Genomic DNA, 20,582 nt, shown 5'->3' with positions numbered 1-20,582 from the left:
GGCGGGTACGGACCGCCCTGCCGTGTATGGGGCATCTCGATGTCACTCCGGATGCCTCAGGGAGGTAGGGTCGGGGGTGGTCGGGGACATCCCATACAGCTCGCCGGTCTCACAACCGGCGTACCAACGAGGAGATCGGTTCGTGACGATCCGCGTAGGCATCAACGGCTTTGGCCGCATCGGTCGTAACTACTTCCGCGCGCTGCTGGAGCAGGGTGCTGACATCGAGATCGTGGCTGTCAACGACCTGGGTGACACCGCGACCACTGCGCACCTGCTGAAGTACGACACCATCCTGGGCCGCCTCAAGGCCGAGGTGTCGCACACCGCCGACACGATCACCGTCGACGGTCACACCATCAAGGTGCTGTCCGAGCGCAACCCGGCCGACATCCCGTGGGGCGAGCTGGGCGTCGACATCGTCGTCGAGTCGACCGGCATCTTCACGAAGAAGGCCGACGCCGAGAAGCACATCGCCGGCGGCGCCAAGAAGGTCCTCATCTCGGCTCCGGCCAAGGACGAGGACATCACCATCGTGATGGGCGTCAACGAGAACAAGTACGACGCGGCCAACCACCACGTCATCTCGAACGCCTCCTGCACCACCAACTGTGTGGCGCCGATGGCCAAGGTCCTCGACGAGAACTTCGGCATCGTCAAGGGTCTGATGACCACGGTCCACGCGTACACCAACGACCAGCGCATCCTGGACTTCCCGCACAAGGACCTGCGCCGCGCCCGCGCCGCCGCCGAGAACATCATCCCGACCACCACGGGTGCCGCCAAGGCCACCGCGCTGGTCCTGCCGCAGCTCAAGGGCAAGCTGGACGGCATCGCGATGCGCGTCCCGGTCCCGACCGGCTCGGCCACCGACCTCGTCGTGGAGCTGTCCCGCGAGGTCACCAAGGACGAGGTCAACGCCGCGTTCAAGAAGGCCTCCGAGGGCGAGCTCCAGGGCTACCTGACCTACACCGAGGACGAGATCGTCTCCTCGGACATCGTCAGCGACCCGTCGTCCTGCACCTTCGACTCCTCCCTGACCATGGTCCAGGAGGGCACGACGGTGAAGATCCTCGGCTGGTACGACAACGAGTGGGGCTACTCCAACCGCCTGGTCGACCTCACGGTCTTCGTCGGCAACCAGCTCTGATCCCAGAGCAGGCACCTTGACATGAGAGCAGGGCCCGGGCGGCGCAGGGACGCGCCGTCCGGGCCCTGACTCACGTGCTGAACAGCCCTCGTACGATCAGAGCACCCTCACCAGGAGTTCCCTCATGAAGACGATCGACGAACTCATCACCGAAGGCGTGGACGGCAAGCGGGTCTTCGTCCGCGCCGACCTCAACGTGCCGCTCGCCGACGGCCGCATCACCGACGACGGCCGCATCCGCGCCGTGCTGCCCACCGTCAAGGCCCTCGTGGAAGCGGGCGCCAAGGTGGTCGTGGCCTCGCACCTGGGCCGCCCCAAGGGCGCCCCGGACCCGGCCTTCTCGCTGCTCCCGGCCGCCGAGCGGCTCGGCGAACTCCTGGGCGCCTCCGTGGCGTTCGCCCAGGACACCGTCGGCCCCGCCGCCCACGACGCCGTGAACGGCCTCCAGCCCGGCCAGGTCGCGGTCATCGAGAACCTCCGCTTCAACGCGGGCGAGACCTCCAAGGACGACACCGCGCGCGGGGAGTTCGCGGACCAGCTGGCAGCCCTCGCGGACGTCTACGTCGGCGACGGCTTCGGCGCGGTCCACCGCAAGCACGCCTCGGTGTTCGACCTCCCGGCCCGGCTGCCGCACTACGCCGGCTACCTCATCGCCACCGAGGTCGGCGTCCTGAAGAAGCTCACCGACGACGTCCAGCGGCCCTACGTGGTCGTGCTCGGCGGCGCCAAGGTCTCCGACAAGCTCGCCGTCATCGACCAGCTGCTCGGCAAGGCCGACCGCATCCTCATCGGCGGCGGCATGGCCTTCACCTTCCTCAAGGCCAAGGGCCACGAGGTGGGTGCCTCCCTGCTCCAGGAGGACCAGATCCCGGCCGTCCAGGAGTACATCGAGCGCGCCGAGAAGACCGGTGTCGAACTGGTCCTGCCGGTCGACGCCGTGGTCGCCCCCGCCTTCCCGGACCTGAAGACCAAGGCCCCCGCCGACGCCACCACCGTCGCCGCGGACGCCATCCCGGCCGACCGGATGGGCCTGGACATCGGTCCGGCCTCCGGCAAGCTGTACGCCTCGAAGATCACCGACGCCGCCACCGTCTTCTGGAACGGCCCGATGGGCGTCTTCGAGCACCCCGAATTCGCCGAGGGCACCAAGGCGGTCGCCCAAGCTCTCCTCGACTCCTCGGCCTTCACGGTGGTCGGCGGTGGCGACTCCGCCGCGGCCGTCCGCATCCTGGGCTTCGACGAGAACGCGTTCGGACACATCTCGACCGGTGGCGGCGCCTCCCTCGAATACCTCGAGGGCAAGACGCTCCCCGGCCTCGCCGCACTGGAGGACTGACCCCGCATGACCACTCGCACGCCGATCATGGCGGGTAACTGGAAGATGAACCTCAACCACCTCGAGGCCATCGCACACGTCCAGAAGCTCGCCTTCGCCCTCGCGGACAAGGACTACGAGGCCGTCGAGGTCGCCGTCCTGCCGCCCTTCACCGACCTGCGTTCCGTGCAGACCCTGGTCGACGGCGACAAGCTCAAGATCAAGTACGGCGCCCAGGACCTCTCGGCGCACGACTCGGGCGCCTACACCGGCGAGATCTCCGGCTCCATGCTGGCCAAGCTGAAGTGCACGTACGTGGCCGTCGGCCACTCCGAGCGCCGCCAGTACCACGCCGAGACCGACGAGATCGTCAACGCCAAGGTCAAGGCCGCCTACAAGCACGGCATCACCCCGATCCTGTGCGTCGGCGAGGAGCTGGAGGTCCGCGAGGCGGGCAACCACGTCTCCCACACCCTCGCCCAGGTCGAGGGCGGCCTGAAGGACCTCCCGGCCGAGCAGGCCGAGTCCGTCGTCGTCGCCTACGAGCCCGTCTGGGCCATCGGCACCGGCAAGGTCTGCGGCGCCGAGGACGCCCAGGAGGTCTGCGCGGCCATCCGCGGCAAGATCGCCGAGCTGTACACCCAGGAGCTGGCCGACAAGGTCCGCATCCAGTACGGCGGCTCCGTCAAGGCCGGCAACGTCGCCGAGATCATGGCGCAGGCCGACATCGACGGCGCGCTGGTCGGCGGCGCCTCGCTGGACGCCGACGAGTTCGTCAAGATCGTGCGCTTCCGGGACCAGTAAGTAGGCCCTGGCGGCGATCCGTCGTACCCTTGCGGGGGCATGGCCCTGAAGGCCGTGCCCCCGTCGTTCATCCGAATCCGAGAGAGTTGGTCCAGCCGTGGTTTTGGGGTTCTCGATCGCCCTGATCGTCTTCAGCGGGCTGCTGATGCTGCTGGTGCTGATGCACAAGGGGAAGGGCGGCGGCCTCTCCGACATGTTCGGTGGCGGCATGCAGTCGTCCGTCGGTGGGTCCTCGGTCGCCGAGCGCAACCTCGACCGCATCACCGTGGTGATCGGTCTGCTGTGGTTCGCGTGCATTGTCGTGCTCGGTCTTCTCATGAAGACGAACAGCTGAGCGGCCACGCCCCACACAGCACGTCCATTCCGCACGTAAGGCCCCATGTTCGGTACGCGCACCTGAGCGCGGCCTATCATGGGGCTTGCGTCTAGGTGTGGGGGCTGTAACTCCAATCACTGGACGCGCGTTGGGCCTTACGTAGACTGAGGCGCTCGCAACGAAGCGACACGTCGACTCGCTTCGCGGCACCATCACGCAGGGAGTTACGACCGTGGCAAGTGGCAACGCGATCCGAGGTAGCCGGGTCGGGGCGGGGCCGATGGGCGAGGCCGAGCGGGGCGAGTCCGCGCCCCGTCTGCGCATCTCCTTCTGGTGCTCCAACGGGCACGAGACGCAGCCCAGCTTCGCCAGCGACGCGCAGGTCCCCGAAACCTGGGACTGCCCGCGCTGCGGCTTTCCCGCCGGACAGGACCGGGACAACCCGCCGGACCCGCCGCGCACCGAGCCGTACAAGACGCACCTCGCGTACGTACGGGAGCGGCGCAGCGACGCGGACGGCGAGGCGATCCTCGCCGAGGCGCTCGCCAAGCTGCGGGGCGAGATCTAGAGACCGAGAGCCGGCCGGGCACCGAGGGGTGCCTGGCCGGAGCCGTTCTCCCGGCCGTGCGGGCTCCTCGTGCCCTCCGCGGCCATGACGCGCTGCCCTGCTCGCAGCCGCCTTTCCCGGTGCTGTCCGCCCCCTCGCTGATACCCGTGCCCCCCGCGCACGTACCTGTTGGTGCGCAGGACGCCGAGGCCACCGCGGCCCGCGTCCGCGTTGATCGATTAGGTTGGAACAGCTGGGACAGGCACGAAAGAAGGCTGAAGTCGGACATGAACGCAGACGGCCGTACCAGGCTCAACCGGACGCCCGAGTGGACCGCGCTGACCGAGCACCGCGAGGAGCTCGGCGAGGTGCGGCTCAGGGAGCTGTTCGCCGCCGATCCCGGGCGCGGCACCGGGTACACCCTGCGGGTCGGTGACCTGTACGTCGACTACTCCAAGCACCTGGTCACCGACGAGACACTGCGGCTGCTGCGCGAACTCGCCGCCGCCACCGGCGTCTTCGGCCTGCGGGACGCCATGTTCCGCGGCGAGAAGATCAACACGACCGAGGACCGGGCCGTACTGCACACCGCCCTGCGCGCGCCGCGCGACGCGGTGATCGAGGTCGACGGGGAGAACGTCGTCCCGGGTGTGCACGCCGTCCTCGACAAGATGAGCGACTTCGCCGACCGGGTGCGCTCCGGCGCGTGGACCGGGCACACCGGCAAGCGGATCAAGAACGTCGTCAACATCGGCATCGGCGGCTCCGACCTCGGCCCCGCGATGGCGTACGAGGTGCTGCGCGGCTTCACCGACCGCGACCTCACCGTCCGTTTCGTGTCGAACGTGGACGGCGCCGACCTGCACGAGGCCACCCGCGACCTGGACCCGGCGGAGACCCTGTTCATCGTCGCGTCCAAGACGTTCACCACGATCGAGACGATCACCAACGCCACCTCGGCCCGCGAGTGGCTGCTCACCGAGCTGAAGGCCGGTCAGGAAGCCGTCGCCCGGCACTTCGTGGCGCTGTCGACCAACGCCGGGAAGGTGGCGGACTTCGGCATCGACCCGGACAACATGTTCGAGTTCTGGGACTGGGTCGGCGGCCGCTACTCCTACGACTCGGCGATCGGCCTGTCGCTGATGATCGCCATCGGCCCGGACCGCTTCCGCGAGATGCTCGACGGCTTCCGGATCGTCGACGAGCACTTCCGCACCGCGCCCGCCGAGTCCAACGTGCCGTTGCTGCTCGGCCTGTTGGGCATCTGGTACGGCAACTTCCACGACGCCCAGTCGCACGCGGTGCTGCCCTACAGCCACTACCTGTCCAAGTTCACCGCGTATCTCCAGCAGTTGGACATGGAGTCCAACGGCAAGTACGTGGGCCGCGACGGACAGCCGGTGCAGTGGCAGACCGGGCCGGTGGTGTGGGGCACGCCCGGAACCAACGGGCAGCACGCCTACTACCAGCTCATCCACCAGGGCACCAAGCTGATCCCGGCCGACTTCATCGGCTTCGCCGAGCCGCTCGCCGAGCTCTCCGACGGGCTCAGGGCCCAGCACGACCTGCTCATGGCGAACTTCTTCGCCCAGACCCAGGCGCTGGCCTTCGGCAAGACCCCGGACGAGGTGCGCGCGGAGGGGGTGGCCGAGGAACTGGTCCCGCACAAGACGTTCCCGGGCAACCACCCGACGACCACGATCCTCGCGAAGGAACTCACCCCGTCCGTCCTCGGCCAGCTCATCGCCCTCTACGAGCACAAGGTGTTCGTCCAGGGCGCGGTCTGGAACATCGACTCCTTCGACCAGTGGGGCGTCGAGCTCGGCAAGGTCCTCGCCAAGCGCGTCGAGCCCGCCCTCACGGAGGGCGCCGACGTACCGGGCCTGGACGCGTCCACCAAGGCGCTGGTCGCCAGGTACCGGGAGCTGCGGGGCCGGGCGTGACACCGCCGGGGCAGCTGGGGGAAGCGAGCAGTGCGTGACCGTTCGCTTCCCGTCGCCGTACCACTGGCGGAACGTCCACGGCAGTTGATGCACCCGGCCTTCCCTGTCAGGCCACCGCGCTGAGGGTGTCCGCGAGCCGTCGTCTTGCCGCGCGGGCCGCCGGGAGGGCGGCGAGTGCGGCCGCGCCGAGCACCGCGGCGGCGCCGAAGAGCAGGAGCAGGACCGGCGACGGGCTCTGGGCGATTCCCGCGCCGATGCCGCTGGATCGGCCCTGGGAGTCGATCAGCCAGTGCGCGAGCGGGGTGCCCAGGGCCGTACCGGCGAGGACGGCGGCCAGGGCGGTGCAGCCGGTGGCCGTGACGGTGATCGCGGTGATCTGGCGCGGGGACAGGCCGATGGCCTTGAGGGCGAGCAGATCGCGTTCTCCCTCGCGGACGGTGCCGCCGATCGCGGTGAGCAGTTCGACGAGCCCGATGAGGGCCAGGACGGCGATCAGGCCGACGACGACCGAGCGCAGGGGTGAGAGGCCGTCGGCCGGGTTGGTCACGGCGTGCACGTCGAGCCGGCCGTGCCCGGCGGCGGCCAGCCGGCCGGCGACCGTGTGCGGGTCGGCGCCGGGGCGCAGGCGGAGCTGGTAGAGGGTGGGGGCGAGGCGTGGGTCGTTGTCGCGGAGGGTGTCGAGGGAGGTGGAGATGACCCGGCCGGCGTTCTCCGGTTCGATGCTGCGGCCCACGATGTGCAGGATCTGCGGCTGATCGCCGACCGTCATCCGCACCCAGTCGCCGACACGGACGTCCAGCAGGTCCAGGAGGCCCTGCCCGGCCACCGCCTCGTCGCTGCCGCGGGCGGGGCGGCCCTCGGCCAGGGTGTACGGGTAGGGGTTCTGGCTGGTGCCCAGGCCGCGCAGCGCGATCGTGGCCGTCTGGCCCGGCACCAGGGCGGCCACCTCGACCCCCGGGTAGACGTCGGCGACCTGCGGATCGCGTTGCAGCAGGGCGCGAGCGGCCCGGTCACCCGTACCCGCGTCGGTGTGGACGGTGAGTGCGGCCGGCAGCCCGATCTGTTCGGGCCGGCTGTGGAAACGGTCGATGGTGGTCCAAGCACTCATCGCCACGACGATCAGCAGGAGGGGCAGTGACAGCCGGGCCACGGTGGCCAGGGACCGCATCCGGCGGAACGAGGCCGTGTGCCAGCCCAGCACCAGCGCGGGCGGCACCCCGAGGCCGAGCGCCCGCCGGGCCGTACCGGAGAGGTGCCCGCCGGAGGGGGCGGTGGGGGCCAGGCCCGTGCGGTAGTGGGCGGAGCCGCAGGGATGCCCGGTAGCCGGAACCGCGGGCCGAGTCCCGGACGTCCCCTCCGCCCGGCCGCGCGGTGGGTGTTCCGCCGGGGCGCTGGGCCGGGCCGGCGGCCTCTGTCGTGCCTCCTCCCGGAGCTCTTCGGCTCCCGCAGCCAGAGGCCGGGGGGTGGGCTCCCCTCGCCTCGGATCGGATCCTGGGCGGTCCGCCGAATCGGACGGCCGTGCACCCGGCCTCAGCGTCCGTCGGGCCAGATCCAGCAGCCTGCCGCCTCCCGCAGCCGTGGGTCGGGTGGCGGAGGGCTGTGGGGCCGGGAAGGGGGGCGCCGGGTCCGTGGCGCGTCCGCCGGGCGGGGGGCCGGGCGTCCGTAGGGCTCGGTCCGGCAGCTGGGGGGCGGCTACCAGTCCGAGTGCCCGGCGAGCCAGACCCAGCCCTCCACCCCCCGCACCCGCGGGCCGGGCCACCGGGACCGGTGGTACGCGGCCCGCTCGCCAGGCCGCGAGGGCCGTGGTGGCGCCGATGAAGAGGACGGCGCCCGCCGGGACCGTGAACAGGGTGGGGGCGTGGCCGGGCAGACCCTGCCATACGCCGAGGGCCTCTCCGAGACGGCCGGGGAAGTGGCTGCCCAGGGCCTCGGTGAGCGCTGCCGCGGCTGCGGCGCCGAGGAGGGCGTAGGCGATGTGCTGGAACAGGAAGACGCGGACGACCTGGGCCGGGGTGAAGCCGATCGCCTTCAGGACCGAGATGTCGCGGAGGTGGCCGCGGATACGGGTGGCGATCGCGCCGTGGACGGCGAGGCCCGCGGCGACCAGCGCGCCCAGGCCGAACAGGCCCAGGACCTGCCCGAGCAGCCGGTTGTCGCCCTGTGCCTCGGCGCGGGCCTGCTGCCAGGTGGAGACCTCGCCGATGGCGCCCGCGCCGAGGACGGTGACGGCGCGCTGGACGGCGTAGTCCGTGTCCCCGGGATCGGTCAGGCGCAGGCCGATGACCTGGCCGGTGGGGTGGGGCACCGCGGAGGGCAGGACCCAGACCAGGCCCGGCTGTTCGTTCACGCGGTAGTGGGGCTCCGCGCTGCCTGCCACGCCCACGACGGTCACCGTCCGCGCCGTGCCCGGCAGGGTGAGTGTGTCGCCCGGTTCGGCGAGCAGGGCGCGGGCGAGGCTGCTCTCCAGGACCACGCCGCCGGGGGCGTCGGCCCTCAGCCAGTGGCCGGCCGTCAGCAGCGGGCGGCCGACACCGGGGCGCTCGGGTGGCGTCGCGCGCAGTTCGACCGAGGCGCGGGTGCCGCGTGAGGCGAGGGTGGCGACGGCGGTGGGGTAGGGGCCGGCGACGGACTCCACGCCGTCCAGTCCGGCCAGCTTCCCCACCTGGGCGGACCTGTCCGTGTGGATCCAGACGTGCGCGCCCCGCTCCTGGGTGAAGATCCGCTGCCAGGGGTTGGTGGCGTACCCGAACAGGGCCGCGGCCAGCAGCAGGGACACGACGATCCCGGCCGTGGCGAGCACCAGGAACAGTGCCTCGCCGCGGTGCGTGCGCAGATCGGAGTGCGCCCAGCGCAGAGTTGCTCGCATATGGCTCAGGCCTTCCGGGGGTCGTCGTACACCCGCATGTCAGTCCCTGAGCTCCAGCACTGCGGATATGCCGCCGCGGCGGGACGCCCCGGTGCCGTCCAGCTCCGCGTCGTCGGCGATCCGGCCGTCGAAGAAGCTGATCACACGGTCCGCGGCGCTCGCCAGCCGGGCGTCATGGGTGACCAGCACGATCGTCTGGCCGCGCTGGTGGAAACGGGACAGCAGCCGCATCACCTCACGGGTGCCCTTGCTGTCCAGGCTGCCCGCGGGCTCGTCGGCCAGCAGGAGCGGCGGGTGGTTGACCAGGGCGCGGGCCAGGGCGACCCGCTGCTGTTCGCCGCCGGACAGCTCGCCCGGCATGCTCCGCTCCTTGCCGCCCAGACCCAGTTCGCCGAGCAGCTGCTCGCGCTCGGCCCGCGCCCGCTTCGGCGTGACACCCGCGAGCAGCGCGGGCAGCTCCACGTTGTCGGCGACCGACAGATTGGAGACGAGGTTGAAGAACTGGAAGACGATCCCGATCCGCTTTCTGCGCTCCACGGCCCAGCGCGCCTCGCTCCACGCGTCCGTGCGCTCACCGTCCAGCCGGATGCTGCCGCCGTCCGGCCGCTGCAGCCCGCCCAGCAGATGCAGCAGTGTCGACTTGCCCGCCCCGGACGGACCGGTGACGGCCACGAACTCGCCCTGCCGGACGCACAGGTCGACCCCGCGCACGGCATGCGCCGGAGCGCCCTCGCCGTAGTGGGTCTTGACCAGACCTTCTGCGTGCAGCACAGGAGCGGGACTGTCGCTCACTCCAGCTCCTCCAGCTCTTCCTGACACCGTTCCAGCCAGTCGAGGTCGGCCTGGAGGTGCAGCATCGCGCCCTCGATCAGCAGATGGGCGATGCGGTTGTCGCGGTCTTCGGCGGCGGCCAGTTTCGACAGGTCGCGCATGGTGTTGAGGTACTGGCGCCGCTGCTTGTTGATCAGGGCGATCTGCTCGGCGAGACCCGTCTGCGGGGCGAGCGCCAGTTTCATGAAGAACTCGTCCCGCACCCGCGGCTCGTCCTCGGGCTCCTCGAACCAGGCGCGCAGCGCCTCCCGCCCGGTGTCCGTGAGGTGGTAGACCTTTTTGTTGGGCCGGCTCGACTGCTCGACGTCCTCGCCCGCGATCAGACCTTGCTTCTCGAGGCGGCCGAGGGTTACGTAGATCTGGCCGACGTTCGGCTGAGGGTACGCGGAGCCCAGCAGTTGCTCAAGGTCCTGCTTGAGCTCGTAGCCGTGGGCCGGACCGCGTGCCAGGAGTGCCAGGAGGGGCAGGCGCACTCGTGCTGTCCTCCTGTCCTCGGAATGTGCTCCAGGCCCTAGTATCGCGCATACCTAACAGGTATACATGGCCTCTGACTCCGGGCGAAGATGCCCGTCGCCGGTGTACAGGGAGGAACCTATGCGGTGGATCCATGCCGCCGGTAGGGGCCTCCTCGTTCTCGTCGTGCTCATGACCGGATACGCGGCCTCGGGTGCGCGTGCCGACGAGGTCACGGCGGACGGCCGCGGGCCGCTGACGCTCGCCACCGCCGGAGACCTCACCAACTACCTCACCCCTCTCCTCCAGGGCTGGAACCGCACCCACCCCGGCGAGAAGGTCACCCTCGTCGAGCTCCCTGACTCCGCCGACGAGACCCGTGCCCAGATGGTCACCGACCTGCGCGGCGGAGACCGCAGCCGGTTCGACGTGCTCAACATCGACGTCAGCTGGACCTCGGAGTTCGCGGCGGCGGGCTGGATACGGCCGCTGCCCCCCGACCGCTTCCCGATGAAGGGCTTCCTGAAGCCGGTCGTCGACACGGCGACCTACGACAACCGTCTGTACGCCGTCCCGTACGTCACCAACGCCGGCCTGCTCCTCTACCGCAAGGACATCCTCGCCAAGGAGGGCGTCCCGCCTCCGCGTACCTGGGCCGAGCTGGAGCGCGACGCGAAGACCATCGCGCCGAAGTACGGACTCGACGGCTACGCGGGGCAGTTCCTGCCCTACGAGGGCCTCACCGTCAACGCCGCCGAAGCCGTGTACTCCGCGGGCGGCAGCATCCTCGGCGACGAGGGCGCACGCGTCACCGTGGACTCGGCCGCAGCCCGCGAGGGCATCGGCTTCCTCGCCCGGGGTGTGCGCGAGGGCTGGATCCCGAAGAAGGCGCTGACGTACAAGGAGGAGGAGTCCAAACAGGCCTTCGAGAACGGCCGTCTGCTCTTCCTCCGTAACTGGCCCTACGCCTACGTCGGCGCCTCGGCCAAGGGCTCCCCGGTCACCGGCAAGATCGGAGCCGTGCCGCTGCCCGGCCCGGACGGTCCCGGCAGGAGCGTCCTCGGCGGCTCCAACCTGGCCGTCACCACGCATGCACAGCACCCCGACTCCGCCACGCGCCTGCTCGCCTATCTCACCAGCGAGCCCGTCCAGCGCCAGGTCCTCACCCGCGGCGCGCTGCCGCCCGTACGGGCCGCGCTGTACGAGGATCCCGAGCTGATACGGCGGTTCCCGTATCTGCCGACCCTGCGCACGAGCGTCCTGCATGCCGCGCCGCGCCCCAAGAGCCCGCGCTACGACCAGGTCAGCCTGGTGGTGCAGGCGGTCGTGCACGACGCGATGGCCGGGCACGAGACGCCCGCCGCGGCGGTGCAGAGGCTGGCGCGGGAGCTGGCAGCCGTCTCCAGTCGCTAGTTACTTGTTAGGTAACGCGGACGTCTCATCTGGGCTAAGGATGCCCCTTTAGATCCGCTTTTGCCGTGCCAACTCCCCAGTAGCTTCTGTTTCTTTCATTGACACCCTCGCGACATGCCTACCTAACATGCATGCATGTTGAGTAAGTACCGCTGGTGGCGTGACGCGGTGATCTACCAGGTGTACGTCCGCAGCTTCCTGGACAGCACCGGAGACGGCATCGGCGATCTGGCCGGGGTCCGCGCCGGACTGCCGTACCTGAAGAAGCTGGGCGTCGACGGGATCTGGCTGAGCCCCTTCTATCCGTCACCGCAGCACGACCACGGCTACGACGTGGCCGACTACTGCGACGTCGACCCGCTCTTCGGCGACCTCGCCGAGTTCGACCTGCTGGTGGCGGCCGCCCGGAAGCTGGGCGTCAAGGTGCTGCTGGACGTCGTGCCCAACCACTGCTCCAGCGAGCACCCGTGGTTCCAGGAGGCGCTCGCCTCGAAACCCGGCAGCGCGGCCCGCGCCCGCTTCCACTTCGCCGACGGCCGCGGCGCCGACGGCTCGCAGCCGCCCAACAACTGGCACTCCATGTTCGGTGGCCCCGCCTGGACCCGGGTGACCGAGCAGGACGGCCGCCCCGGCCAGTGGTACCTGCACATGTTCGCGCCCGAGCAGCCCGACTGGAACTGGCGCAATCCCGAGACCGGCGCCGAGTTCGACCGCATCCTGCGCTTCTGGCTCGACCGGGGCATCGACGGCTTCCGCATCGACGTCGCCGCCGGCCTCTACAAGCACCCCCAACTGCCCGACTCCGACGACCCCGAGGCCGACGCCCGCACCCGCGACTCCGTCAACCCCCTCGCCTGGAACCAGCCCGAGGTGCACGACGTGTGGCGGCACTGGCGTGCGGTGTGCGAGGAGTACACGGCACGCGACGGCCGCGAGCGGCTGCTGGTCGGCGAGGTGTCGGTGCCGACCGCACGCGAACACGCGCAGTACGTCCGCCCCGACGAACTCCACCAGGCCTTCTTCTTCGACCTCCTCAGCGCCCCCTGGAACGCCGACGCCTTCCGCAAGGTCATCAGCGAGGCCATGCAGGACATCGCCGGCACGGGCTCGACGGTCACCTGGGTGCTCAACAACCACGACCAGGTCCGTACCGTCACCCGCTACGGCGAACCCGCCCCGGAGGGCAGCGGCCTGGGCACCGCGCGCGCCCGTGCCGCCGCGCTGCTGATGCTGGCGCTGCCCGGAGCCGCGTACATCTACCAGGGCGAGGAACTGGGCCTGCCCGAGGTCGTCGACCTGCCCGACGACGTGCTCACCGACCCGATCTTCCGCCGCACCGGAAGCCGCGCCCGCATCCGAGACGGCTGCCGGGTCCCGCTGCCATGGTCCGGACAGGCCTCACCCTTCGGCTTCACCTCCGGCGCCGAAAGCGCACGGCCGTGGCTGCCGCAGCCCTCCTACTTCGCCGAGTACGCCACCGACCGTGCCCTCGCCGACACCCGCTCCTTCTGGCACCTGTACCGCGACGGCCTCCAACTGCGCGCCGCACTGCCCCAGTTGGGTGAGGGAACGCTCGACTGGCTGGAAACCCCGCCCGGCGTCCTCGCCTTCACCCGCGGCGACGGCCTCGTCTGCGCCGTCAACTTCGGAACGGCGCCCGCGCCCGCGCCGGTCTCCGGCACGCCGCTGCTCTCCAGCGGCCCCTGCACGGCCGGGGTGCTGCCCGGTTCGACGGCGGCCTGGTGGATCAACGACCTCTGACCACCACGGCCCGTCACCCCTGATGGTTCGTCAGTTCTCCACCCCTCGAAGGGACATCAACGATGATGCGACGACGCACGACCCTGCTCGCGAGCTGCACCGCCCTCGCCCTCTCCCTCGGCGCGACCGCCTGCGGAGGCGGCGGACCGGTCTCCGCGGGCGGCGGCGACAAGGCGCTCAGCGGGCAGACGGTCACCGTGGCCGGCGTCTGGACCGGGAGCGAGCAGAAGAACTTCCAGAAGGTACTGGACGCCTTCAGTGCGAAGACCGGTGCAAAGACGCAGTTCATCTCCACAGGGGACAACGTCTCCACCGTCGTCGGCAGCAAGATCGAAGGCGGCAACGCGCCCGATGTGGTGATGGTCCCGCAGGTCGGAGTGTTGCAGCAGTTCGCCGAGAAGGGCTGGCTCACGCCGCTGTCCGCCACCACCGAGAAGACCGTGGACGCGGGATACGCCCCCGTGTGGAAGAAGTACGGCAGCGTCGACGGCCGCCTCTACGGCCTCTACTTCAAGGCGGCCCACAAGTCGACGGTCTGGTACAGCCCCGAGGCACTCACCCAGGCGGGCGTCAAGCCGCCGAAGACGTACGACGAGATGCTGAAGGCCGGACACACCGTCTCCGACTCGGGCCTTGCCGCCTTCTCGGTCGCCGGGCAGGACGGCTGGACCCTCACCGACTGGTTCGAGAACATCTACCTCTCGCAGGCCGGCCCCGAGAAGTACGACGCCCTGGCCGCCCACAAGCTGAAGTGGACCGACGCCTCCGTGGTCAAGGCGCTCGGCACCCTCGGCAAGCTCTTCAAGGACAAGCAGCTGATAGCCGGCGGCCGGAAGGAGGCCCTGAACACCGACTTCCCGGGCTCGGTGGAGAAGGTGTTCGGGCCGGGGCCCGAGGCCGGCATGGTCTACGAGGGCGACTTCGTCGCCGGCGTCGCCCACGACCAGTTCGGCAAGACCATCGGCAAGGACGCGAACTTCTTCCCCTTCCCCGCGGTCGACGGCGGCACGGCCCCGGTGGTCAGCGGCGGCGACGCGGCCGTCGTCCTCAAGGACGGCAAGAACGCCAAGGCCGGCATGAAGCTCCTGGAGTACCTGGCGACCCCCGAGGCCGCCGCCGTATGGGCGAGGACCGGCGGCTTCCTGTCCCCGAACAAGAAGCTGTCCCTCGACTCCTACGGCGACGACGTCACCCGCGCCACCGCCAAGTCCCTTGTCTCGGCCGGGGATTCGGTTCGCTTCGACATGTCCGACCAGGCCCCGGCGGCGTTCGGCGGCACCAAGGGGGCGGGCGAGTGGAAGCTGCTCCAGGACTTCCTGAGCGACCCGTCGAACCCGAAGGGCACCGCGGCGCAGCTGGAGGCCGCGGCGGCCAAGGCGTACAAGGGCTGACGCGCATGACCGCGACTCTGGTGAAAGAGACAAGTCCGCCCCCGGTCGCGGGCGCCGAGCGGGCCCGGCGCTCCCGCCGCCGGGCCCGGCTCATCGCCCTGCTCTTCGTCTTCCCGGCGCTGCTCCTGCTGGGTGCGCTCGTCGTGTACCCCGTACTGTTCTCGGTCGGCCGCAGCTTCTTCGACGCGTCCGGGACGCGCTTCGTGGGCGGCGAGAACTACACCGAGATGTTCCGCGACCCGGCGACCCTCAAGGCCGTACGGAACACGGCCGTCTGGGTCGTCGTGGCGCCCACGCTGCTGACCGGCCTGGGCCTGGTCCTCGCCGTGCTGGTGGAGAAGGTCCGCTGGGCGACGGCCTTCAAGCTCCTGCTGTTCATGCCGATGGCGGTGTCCTTCCTGGCGGCGGGCATCATCTTCCGGCTCGCCTACGACGAGGACCCGGACAAGGGCGTGCTGAACGCGGCCGTGGTCTCGGTGCACGACGCCTTCAAGGGCACCTCGGAGTATCCGACCGCACGGGCCCGCGTGGGCCAGGGGCTGAAGGCGGGGCCGGACGGCTCGTACCGGACGAGCGGGAGCGTGTCGCCGGGGCAGTCGGTGGCGCTCGGGCTCGTCGGCGTCGCGCCGGCGGACCTGCCCGGCGGTGCCGAGCCCGCGTACGGCGCCGCGCACCGCAAGGCCACGGCCGACGAGGTGAGCGGGGTCGTCTACCTGGACTTCACCCCCGGCGGGGGCGGGAAGCAGGGCAAGGTCGACCCGCGGGAGAGCGGGCTGCCCGAGATGAAGGTCGACGCCGTGCGGGACGACGGGACCACGGCCGGGAGTACGACGACGGCCGCTGACGGGTCCTTCCGCTTCACGGGGCTGAAGTCCGGCTCCTACACGGTGGAGTTGCCCGCGTCGAACTTCGCGCAGCCGTACCAGGGTGTGTCGTGGCTCGGGCCGATGCTCGTCACGCCGGCGATCATCGGGGCGTATCTGTGGATCTGGACCGGGTTCGCGATGGTGCTGATCGGGGCCGGGCTCGCGACGCTGCCGCGCGATGCCCTGGAAGCGGCGCGGATGGACGGCGCGAACGAGTGGCAGATCTTCCGGCGGATCACGGTGCCGCTGCTGGCGCCGGTGCTCACGGTCGTCTTCGTGACCCTCGTGATCAACGTGATGAAGGTCTTCGACCTCGTCTACATCATCGCGCCCGGGCCGGTGCAGGAGGACGCGACCGTGCTCGCCACCCAGATGTGGCTGGTGTCCTTCGGCGGCGGCAACAACCAGGGGCTCGGCAGTGCGCTGGGCGTGCTGCTCCTGCTGCTCGTGGTCCCCGCCATGGTCTTCAACGTCCGTCGTTTCCGGAGGAGTCAGCGATGAACGCGATGAACGTGGTGCGGCGCGGCCTGGGGAACGGGCTGGTGCAGGCCTTCCTGGTGGTGATCGGTCTGGTGTGGCTGACGCCGCTCGCGGGGTTGTTCCTGTCGTCGTTGCGGTCCTCGCAGGACTCGGCGAGCAGCGGCTGGTGGACGGTGTTCAGCAGCCCGGGGCAGCTCTCCTTCGACAACTACTCGGCGCTGCTGAAGAACTCCGGGATGACGCAGGCCTTCTGGAACACGGTGCTGATCTCGGTGCCGACGACCGTGCTGGTCGTGGTGCTGGCGGCGCTCGCCGGATACGCCTTCGCCTGGCTGGACTTCCCCGGCCGGGAGGCCGTCTTCCTGGTCGTGGTCGCCCTGTTGGTGGTGCCGGTGCAGATCGGCCTGCTGCCGGTGGCCAAACTCTTCGGTCAGCTGGGGCTGTTCGGGACGATCCCGGGGGTGGTGCTCTTCCACGTGGCGTACGGCCTGCCGTTCGCGGTGTTTCTCCTGCGGAACTACTTCGCCGAGATGCCGAAGGAGATGCTGGAGGCGGCCCGAATGGACGGCGGGAGCGAGTGGCGGATCTTCACACGGCTGGTGCTGCCGGTGGGGCGGCCGGCGATCGCCTCGCTGGCGATCTTCCAGTTTCTGTGGGTGTGGAACGACATGCTGGTGGCGCTGCTGTTCGCGGACAGTTCCTCGCAGCCGTTGACTGTGCAACTGCAGTCACAGATACGGCAGTTCGGGAGCAACATCGATGTGCTGGCGCCGGGGGCGTTTGTGTCGCTGGTAGTGCCGGTGGTGGTGTTCTTCGCGTTCCAGAAGCACTTTGTGCAAGGGGTCATGGCGGGGTCGGTGAAGTGAGGGGCGCGGCGGAGGATGTTGTCGCCCCCGCCGCCCCTTCCCCTTCTTGTCAGCCCCTCCGGCGTTTGCGGAGCGGGGGCCCGGGGGCCGGCCCCCGGGGTCGGGTCGGGGAGGGTCGGCGGGGGCGACAACCCCTCACGGCGTGGCCGGCGGATACAGCGACCTCGGCAGCTGGGAGGCCGCCGCCGAGTCCAGGAGCCACAGGGTGCGGGCCCGGCCGCGGGCTCCCGCCGCCGGGGCCTGGATCTCGCCCGCGCCGGACAGAGCGATCGCAGCGGCCTGCGCCTTGTCCTCACCGGCCGCAAGGAGCCAGACCTCACGTGCCGCACGGATGGCGGGGAGCGTCAGGGTCACCCGCGTGGGCGGGGGCTTCGGCGCGCCGTGGACGCCGACCACCGTGCGCTCGGTCTCCCGTACCGCGGGCAGTTCCGGGAACAGCGAGGCCACGTGGGTGTCCGGGCCGACGCCCAGCATCAGGACGTCGAAGGTCGGCACCGGGCCGTGGTTCTCGGGACCGGCCGCACGGGCCAGCTCCTCGGCGTAGGCCGCCGCCGCGGCCTCCACGTCCTCCCCGTGCGGACCGTCCGACGCGGGCATGGCGTGCACGCGCTTCGGGTCCAGCGGTACGGCGTCCAGCAGGGCCTCGCGGGCCTGGGTGACGTTGCGCTCCGGGTCGCCCTCGGGCAGGAAGCGCTCGTCACCCCACCACAGGTCCAGGCGGCCCCAGTCGATCGCGTCCCGGGCGGGCGCCGCGGCCAGGGCGGCCAGCAGGCCGTTGCCGTTGCGGCCGCCGGTGAGGACCACCGACGCCGAGCCCCGGGAGATCTGCGCGTCCACGATCTTGGTGATCAGACGGGCCGCGGCGGCCTGGGCCATCAGCTCCTTGTCGTGGTGCACGACCAGCTGCGGAGTGCTCACTTCGCCGCCTTCCCGCCGCCGGACAGGCCGGAGGGGACCGGCTTCAGCGATGCCGGTGCCGACTCTTGCGGCCCTTGCGCCCCGGGAGCTTCCGCAGCGCCCTCGACAGGGGCTTCGGAGACGGGTTCTCCTTTGACGTCGGCGACTTCGGCGTCCGAGCCTTCGCCCCCTTTGGCGTCCGAACCGTCGTCACCCGCTTCCGGGAAGGGCACCGACGGGTTCAGCCGTTCCACCCCGAACCGCAGCGCGGACGCGTACGTGTCGTCCGGGTCCAGCCTACGCAGCTCCTCCGCGATCAGCTCGGCCGTGTCCCGGCGCTTGAGCGCCACCGCACGGTCGGGCTGGCCCTGGATGGAGAGCGTGGCGAGCGAGCCGTCCGCGCGGTCCAGGACGATCGGGCCGCTGTCCGTGTGCATGCGGACCGCCGTCAGGCCGGGGCCGTTCGACAGGGACCGCTTCACCGGCACCTCCAGCCGGTCCGCCAGCCACATCGCCAGCAGCTCGCAGCTGGGGTTGAACTCCTCGCCCTCCACCTCGACGGCCTCCACCTTGCAGGTGACCTGGTCGAGAGCGGCGGCCAGCATCGAGCGCCACGGGGTGATCCGGGTCCAGGAGAGGTCGGTGTCGCCCGGCGCGTAGGTGTCGGCGCGCGCCGTCAGCTCGCGCACCGGCTGCTCCGAGGAGTAGGTGTCGGTGACCCGCCGCTGGGCGAGCGCCCCGAGCGGGTCGCCGGCCGGGTCGAGCGGCGCGTCCACCGGCCACCAGACGACGACCGGCGCGTCCGGCAGCAGCAGGGGGAGGACCACCGACTGGGCGTGGTCGACGACCTCGCCGTACAGCCGCAGGACGACCGTCTCGCCGGTGCCCGCGTCCGCTCCCACCCGCACCTCGGCGTCGAGGCGGGACTGGGTGCGGTCACGGGGACTGCGCGACACCCGCTTGATGACCACCAGCGTGCGCGAGGGGTGCTCGCGGGACGCGTCGTTGGCGGCCTTGAGGGCGTCGTAGGCGTTCTCCTCGTCCGTGACGATGACCAGCGTGAGCACCATGCCGACGGCCGGTGTGCCGATGGCGCGGCGCCCCTTGACCAGGGCCTTGTTGATCTTGCTGGCCGTGGTGTCCGTGAGGTCTATCTTCATGGCCGGCGCCAGCTCCGTCCCTCTCGTGCGAGCATTTCGTCCGCCTCGACCGGGCCCCAGGTGCCGGAGGGGTACTGGGCGGGCCTGCCGTGCGTGTCCCAGTACTCCTCGATCGGGTCGAGGATCTTCCAGGACAGCTCGACCTCCTCCGTGCGGGGGAAGAGGTTGGAGTCGCCGAGCAGGACGTCGAGGATCAGGCGCTCGTACGCCTCGGGCGAGGACTCCGTGAACGACTCGCCGTAGGCGAAGTCCATGGACACGTCCCGGATCTCCATCGAGGTGCCCGGCACCTTGGAGCCGAAGCGGACGGTGACGCCCTCGTCGGGCTGGACGCGGATGACGATGGCGTTGGAGCCGAGCTCCTCGGTGGCGGTCGTGTCGAAGGGGGAGTGCGGGGCCCGCTGGAAGACCACCGCGATCTCGGTGACCCGGCGGCCCAGGCGCTTGCCGGTGCGCAGGTAGAACGGCACCCCGGCCCAGCGGCGGTTGTCGATCTCCACCTTGATGGCCGCGTAGGTGTCGGTCTTGGACTGCGGGTCGATGCCGTCCTCTTCGAGGTAGCCGACCGCCTTCGCGCCGCCCTGCCAGCCCGCCGCGTACTGTCCGCGCACGGTGTCCCGGCCCAGGTCCTTCGGCAGCTTCACCGCGCCGAGCACCTTGGTCTTCTCGGCGGCCAGCGCGTCCGCGTCGAAGGAGGCGGGCTCCTCCATCGCCGTGAGCGCCATGAGCTGGAGCAGGTGGTTCTGGATGACGTCACGGGCGGCGCCGATGCCGTCGTAGTAGCCGGCCCGGCCGCCGATGCCGATGTCCTCGGCCATGGTGATCTGCACGTGGTCCACGAAGGACCGGTTCCAGATCGGCTCGAACATCGTGTTGGCGAAGCGCAGCGCCAGGATGTTCTGGACGGTCTCCTTGCCCAGGTAGTGGTCGATGCGGAAGACCTGATCCGGGGCGAAGACCTCCTCGACGGTCGCGTTGAGCTCCTCGGCCGACTTGAGGTCGTGGCCGAAGGGCTTCTCGATGACCGCGCGCCGCCAGGAGCCGCTCGACTGGTCGGCCAGCCGGTGCTTCTTCAGCTGCTGGATGACCACGGGGAAGGCGGACGGCGGCACGGACAGGTAGAAGGCGAAGTTGCCGCCGGTGCCCTGCGCCTTGTCCAGCTCCTCGATGGTGTCGCGCAGCCGCTCGAACGACTCGTCGTCGTCGAAGGTGCCCTGGACGAAGCGCATCCCCTGGATGAGCTGCTGCCAGACCTCCTCGCGGAACGGCGTCCGGGCGTGCTCCTTGACGGCGTCGTGGACGACCTCGGCGAAGTCCTCGTGCTCCCAGTCGCGCCGGGCGAAGCCGACCAGCGAGAAGCCCGGCGGCAGCAGACCCCGGTTCGCGAGGTCGTACACGGCGGGCATGAGCTTCTTTCGTGACAAATCGCCCGTGACGCCGAAGATGACCAGGCCCGACGGCCCCGCGATACGCGGGAGCCGTCGGTCGGCGGGGTCACGCAGCGGATTGCTGCTCGACAAGAT

Annotated in this window: 17 protein-coding genes; 11 read left to right on the top strand and 6 right to left on the bottom strand. The window is 70.6% G+C overall.

Going from position 1 to position 20,582, the window contains the following annotated elements:
- Window positions 1-142: 142 nt before the first annotated feature.
- The 6 genes from gap to pgi all read left to right on the top strand — a co-directional run bounded on the left by gap (window position 143) and on the right by pgi (window position 6,075).
- A complete protein-coding gene (gap, locus tag M2163_RS15630; RefSeq protein ID WP_053847426.1) occupies window positions 143-1,150 on the top strand; it encodes a type I glyceraldehyde-3-phosphate dehydrogenase in 1,008 nt (335 codons plus the stop codon).
- Window positions 1,151-1,274: 124 nt separating this feature from the next.
- Window positions 1,275-2,486: a phosphoglycerate kinase gene (locus M2163_RS15625; RefSeq protein WP_280894234.1), complete on the top strand. Its 1,212-nt coding sequence runs from the start codon at window positions 1,275-1,277 to the stop codon at window positions 2,484-2,486.
- A gap of 6 nt (window positions 2,487-2,492) precedes the next feature.
- Window positions 2,493-3,269, top strand: a complete 777-nt coding sequence (gene tpiA / locus M2163_RS15620; protein WP_280894233.1) for a triose-phosphate isomerase — start codon at window positions 2,493-2,495, stop codon at window positions 3,267-3,269.
- Window positions 3,270-3,372: 103 nt separating this feature from the next.
- On the top strand, window positions 3,373-3,603 hold the full coding sequence (secG, locus tag M2163_RS15615) for a preprotein translocase subunit SecG (protein WP_037708349.1): 231 nt from the start codon (window positions 3,373-3,375) through the stop codon (window positions 3,601-3,603).
- Window positions 3,604-3,817: 214 nt separating this feature from the next.
- The gene (locus tag M2163_RS15610; protein ID WP_003976875.1) at window positions 3,818-4,153 is read left to right on the top strand and encodes an RNA polymerase-binding protein RbpA; all 336 of its coding nucleotides are present in this window, start codon (window positions 3,818-3,820) and stop codon (window positions 4,151-4,153) included.
- A gap of 266 nt (window positions 4,154-4,419) precedes the next feature.
- Window positions 4,420-6,075 (top strand): glucose-6-phosphate isomerase, encoded by a 1,656-nt coding sequence (gene pgi, locus M2163_RS15605; RefSeq protein WP_280852182.1) that lies wholly within the window; start codon window positions 4,420-4,422, stop codon window positions 6,073-6,075.
- Window positions 6,076-6,181: 106 nt separating this feature from the next.
- On the opposite strand, the gene M2163_RS15600 is transcribed toward pgi, so the two are convergent.
- Genes M2163_RS15600 through M2163_RS15590 form a run of 3 tightly spaced genes read right to left on the bottom strand, consistent with a single transcriptional unit; the run spans window position 6,182 to window position 10,245 of the window.
- Window positions 6,182-8,941, bottom strand: coding sequence for an FtsX-like permease family protein (locus tag M2163_RS15600; protein WP_280894232.1), 2,760 nt, complete (start codon window positions 8,939-8,941; stop codon window positions 6,182-6,184).
- Between the two features lie 39 nt (window positions 8,942-8,980).
- A complete protein-coding gene (locus M2163_RS15595) occupies window positions 8,981-9,733 on the bottom strand; it encodes an ABC transporter ATP-binding protein (RefSeq protein WP_280852184.1) in 753 nt (250 codons plus the stop codon).
- Window positions 9,730-10,245: a PadR family transcriptional regulator gene (locus M2163_RS15590; RefSeq protein WP_280852185.1), complete on the bottom strand. Its 516-nt coding sequence runs from the start codon at window positions 10,243-10,245 to the stop codon at window positions 9,730-9,732. The genes M2163_RS15595 and M2163_RS15590 overlap by 4 nt, the downstream gene beginning before the upstream one ends.
- A 121-nt stretch (window positions 10,246-10,366) precedes the next feature.
- On the opposite strand from M2163_RS15590, the gene M2163_RS15585 reads away from it, so the two are divergent.
- The 5 genes from M2163_RS15585 (at window position 10,367) to M2163_RS15565 (ending at window position 17,002) form a co-directional block, all read left to right on the top strand.
- The gene (locus tag M2163_RS15585) at window positions 10,367-11,638 is read left to right on the top strand and encodes an ABC transporter substrate-binding protein (protein WP_280894231.1); all 1,272 of its coding nucleotides are present in this window, start codon (window positions 10,367-10,369) and stop codon (window positions 11,636-11,638) included.
- 135 nt (window positions 11,639-11,773) lie between these two features.
- Window positions 11,774-13,399, top strand: coding sequence for a glycoside hydrolase family 13 protein (locus M2163_RS15580; protein ID WP_280894230.1), 1,626 nt, complete (start codon window positions 11,774-11,776; stop codon window positions 13,397-13,399).
- A 62-nt stretch (window positions 13,400-13,461) separates the two neighbouring features.
- A complete protein-coding gene (locus M2163_RS15575; RefSeq protein WP_280894229.1) occupies window positions 13,462-14,790 on the top strand; it encodes an ABC transporter substrate-binding protein in 1,329 nt (442 codons plus the stop codon).
- Window positions 14,791-14,795: 5 nt separating this feature from the next.
- Window positions 14,796-16,157, top strand: coding sequence for a sugar ABC transporter permease (locus M2163_RS15570; RefSeq protein ID WP_280894228.1), 1,362 nt, complete (start codon window positions 14,796-14,798; stop codon window positions 16,155-16,157).
- Window positions 16,158-16,162: 5 nt separating this feature from the next.
- Window positions 16,163-17,002 (top strand): carbohydrate ABC transporter permease, encoded by an 840-nt coding sequence (locus M2163_RS15565; RefSeq protein WP_280854232.1) that lies wholly within the window; start codon window positions 16,163-16,165, stop codon window positions 17,000-17,002.
- A gap of 135 nt (window positions 17,003-17,137) precedes the next feature.
- Here the strand turns inward: M2163_RS15565 and pgl are convergent, their stop codons facing one another.
- The 3 genes from pgl to zwf are packed head-to-tail and all read right to left on the bottom strand — an operon-like array spanning window position 17,138 to window position 20,579.
- A complete protein-coding gene (gene pgl, locus M2163_RS15560) occupies window positions 17,138-17,920 on the bottom strand; it encodes a 6-phosphogluconolactonase (RefSeq protein WP_280894227.1) in 783 nt (260 codons plus the stop codon).
- Window positions 17,917-19,059 (bottom strand): glucose-6-phosphate dehydrogenase assembly protein OpcA, encoded by a 1,143-nt coding sequence (opcA, locus tag M2163_RS15555; RefSeq protein WP_280894226.1) that lies wholly within the window; start codon window positions 19,057-19,059, stop codon window positions 17,917-17,919. The genes pgl and opcA overlap by 4 nt, the downstream gene beginning before the upstream one ends.
- Entirely contained in the window at window positions 19,056-20,579 is a 1,524-nt protein-coding gene (zwf, locus tag M2163_RS15550; protein ID WP_280852192.1) for a glucose-6-phosphate dehydrogenase, read from the bottom strand. The genes opcA and zwf overlap by 4 nt, the downstream gene beginning before the upstream one ends.
- Window positions 20,580-20,582: the final 3 nt, after the last annotated feature.

It is taken from the genome of Streptomyces sp. SAI-135 (genome assembly GCF_029893805.1).
Taxonomy (GTDB): Bacteria; Actinomycetota; Actinomycetes; order Streptomycetales; family Streptomycetaceae; genus Streptomyces.
This window is presented reverse-complemented; position numbering and strand designations above follow the sequence as displayed.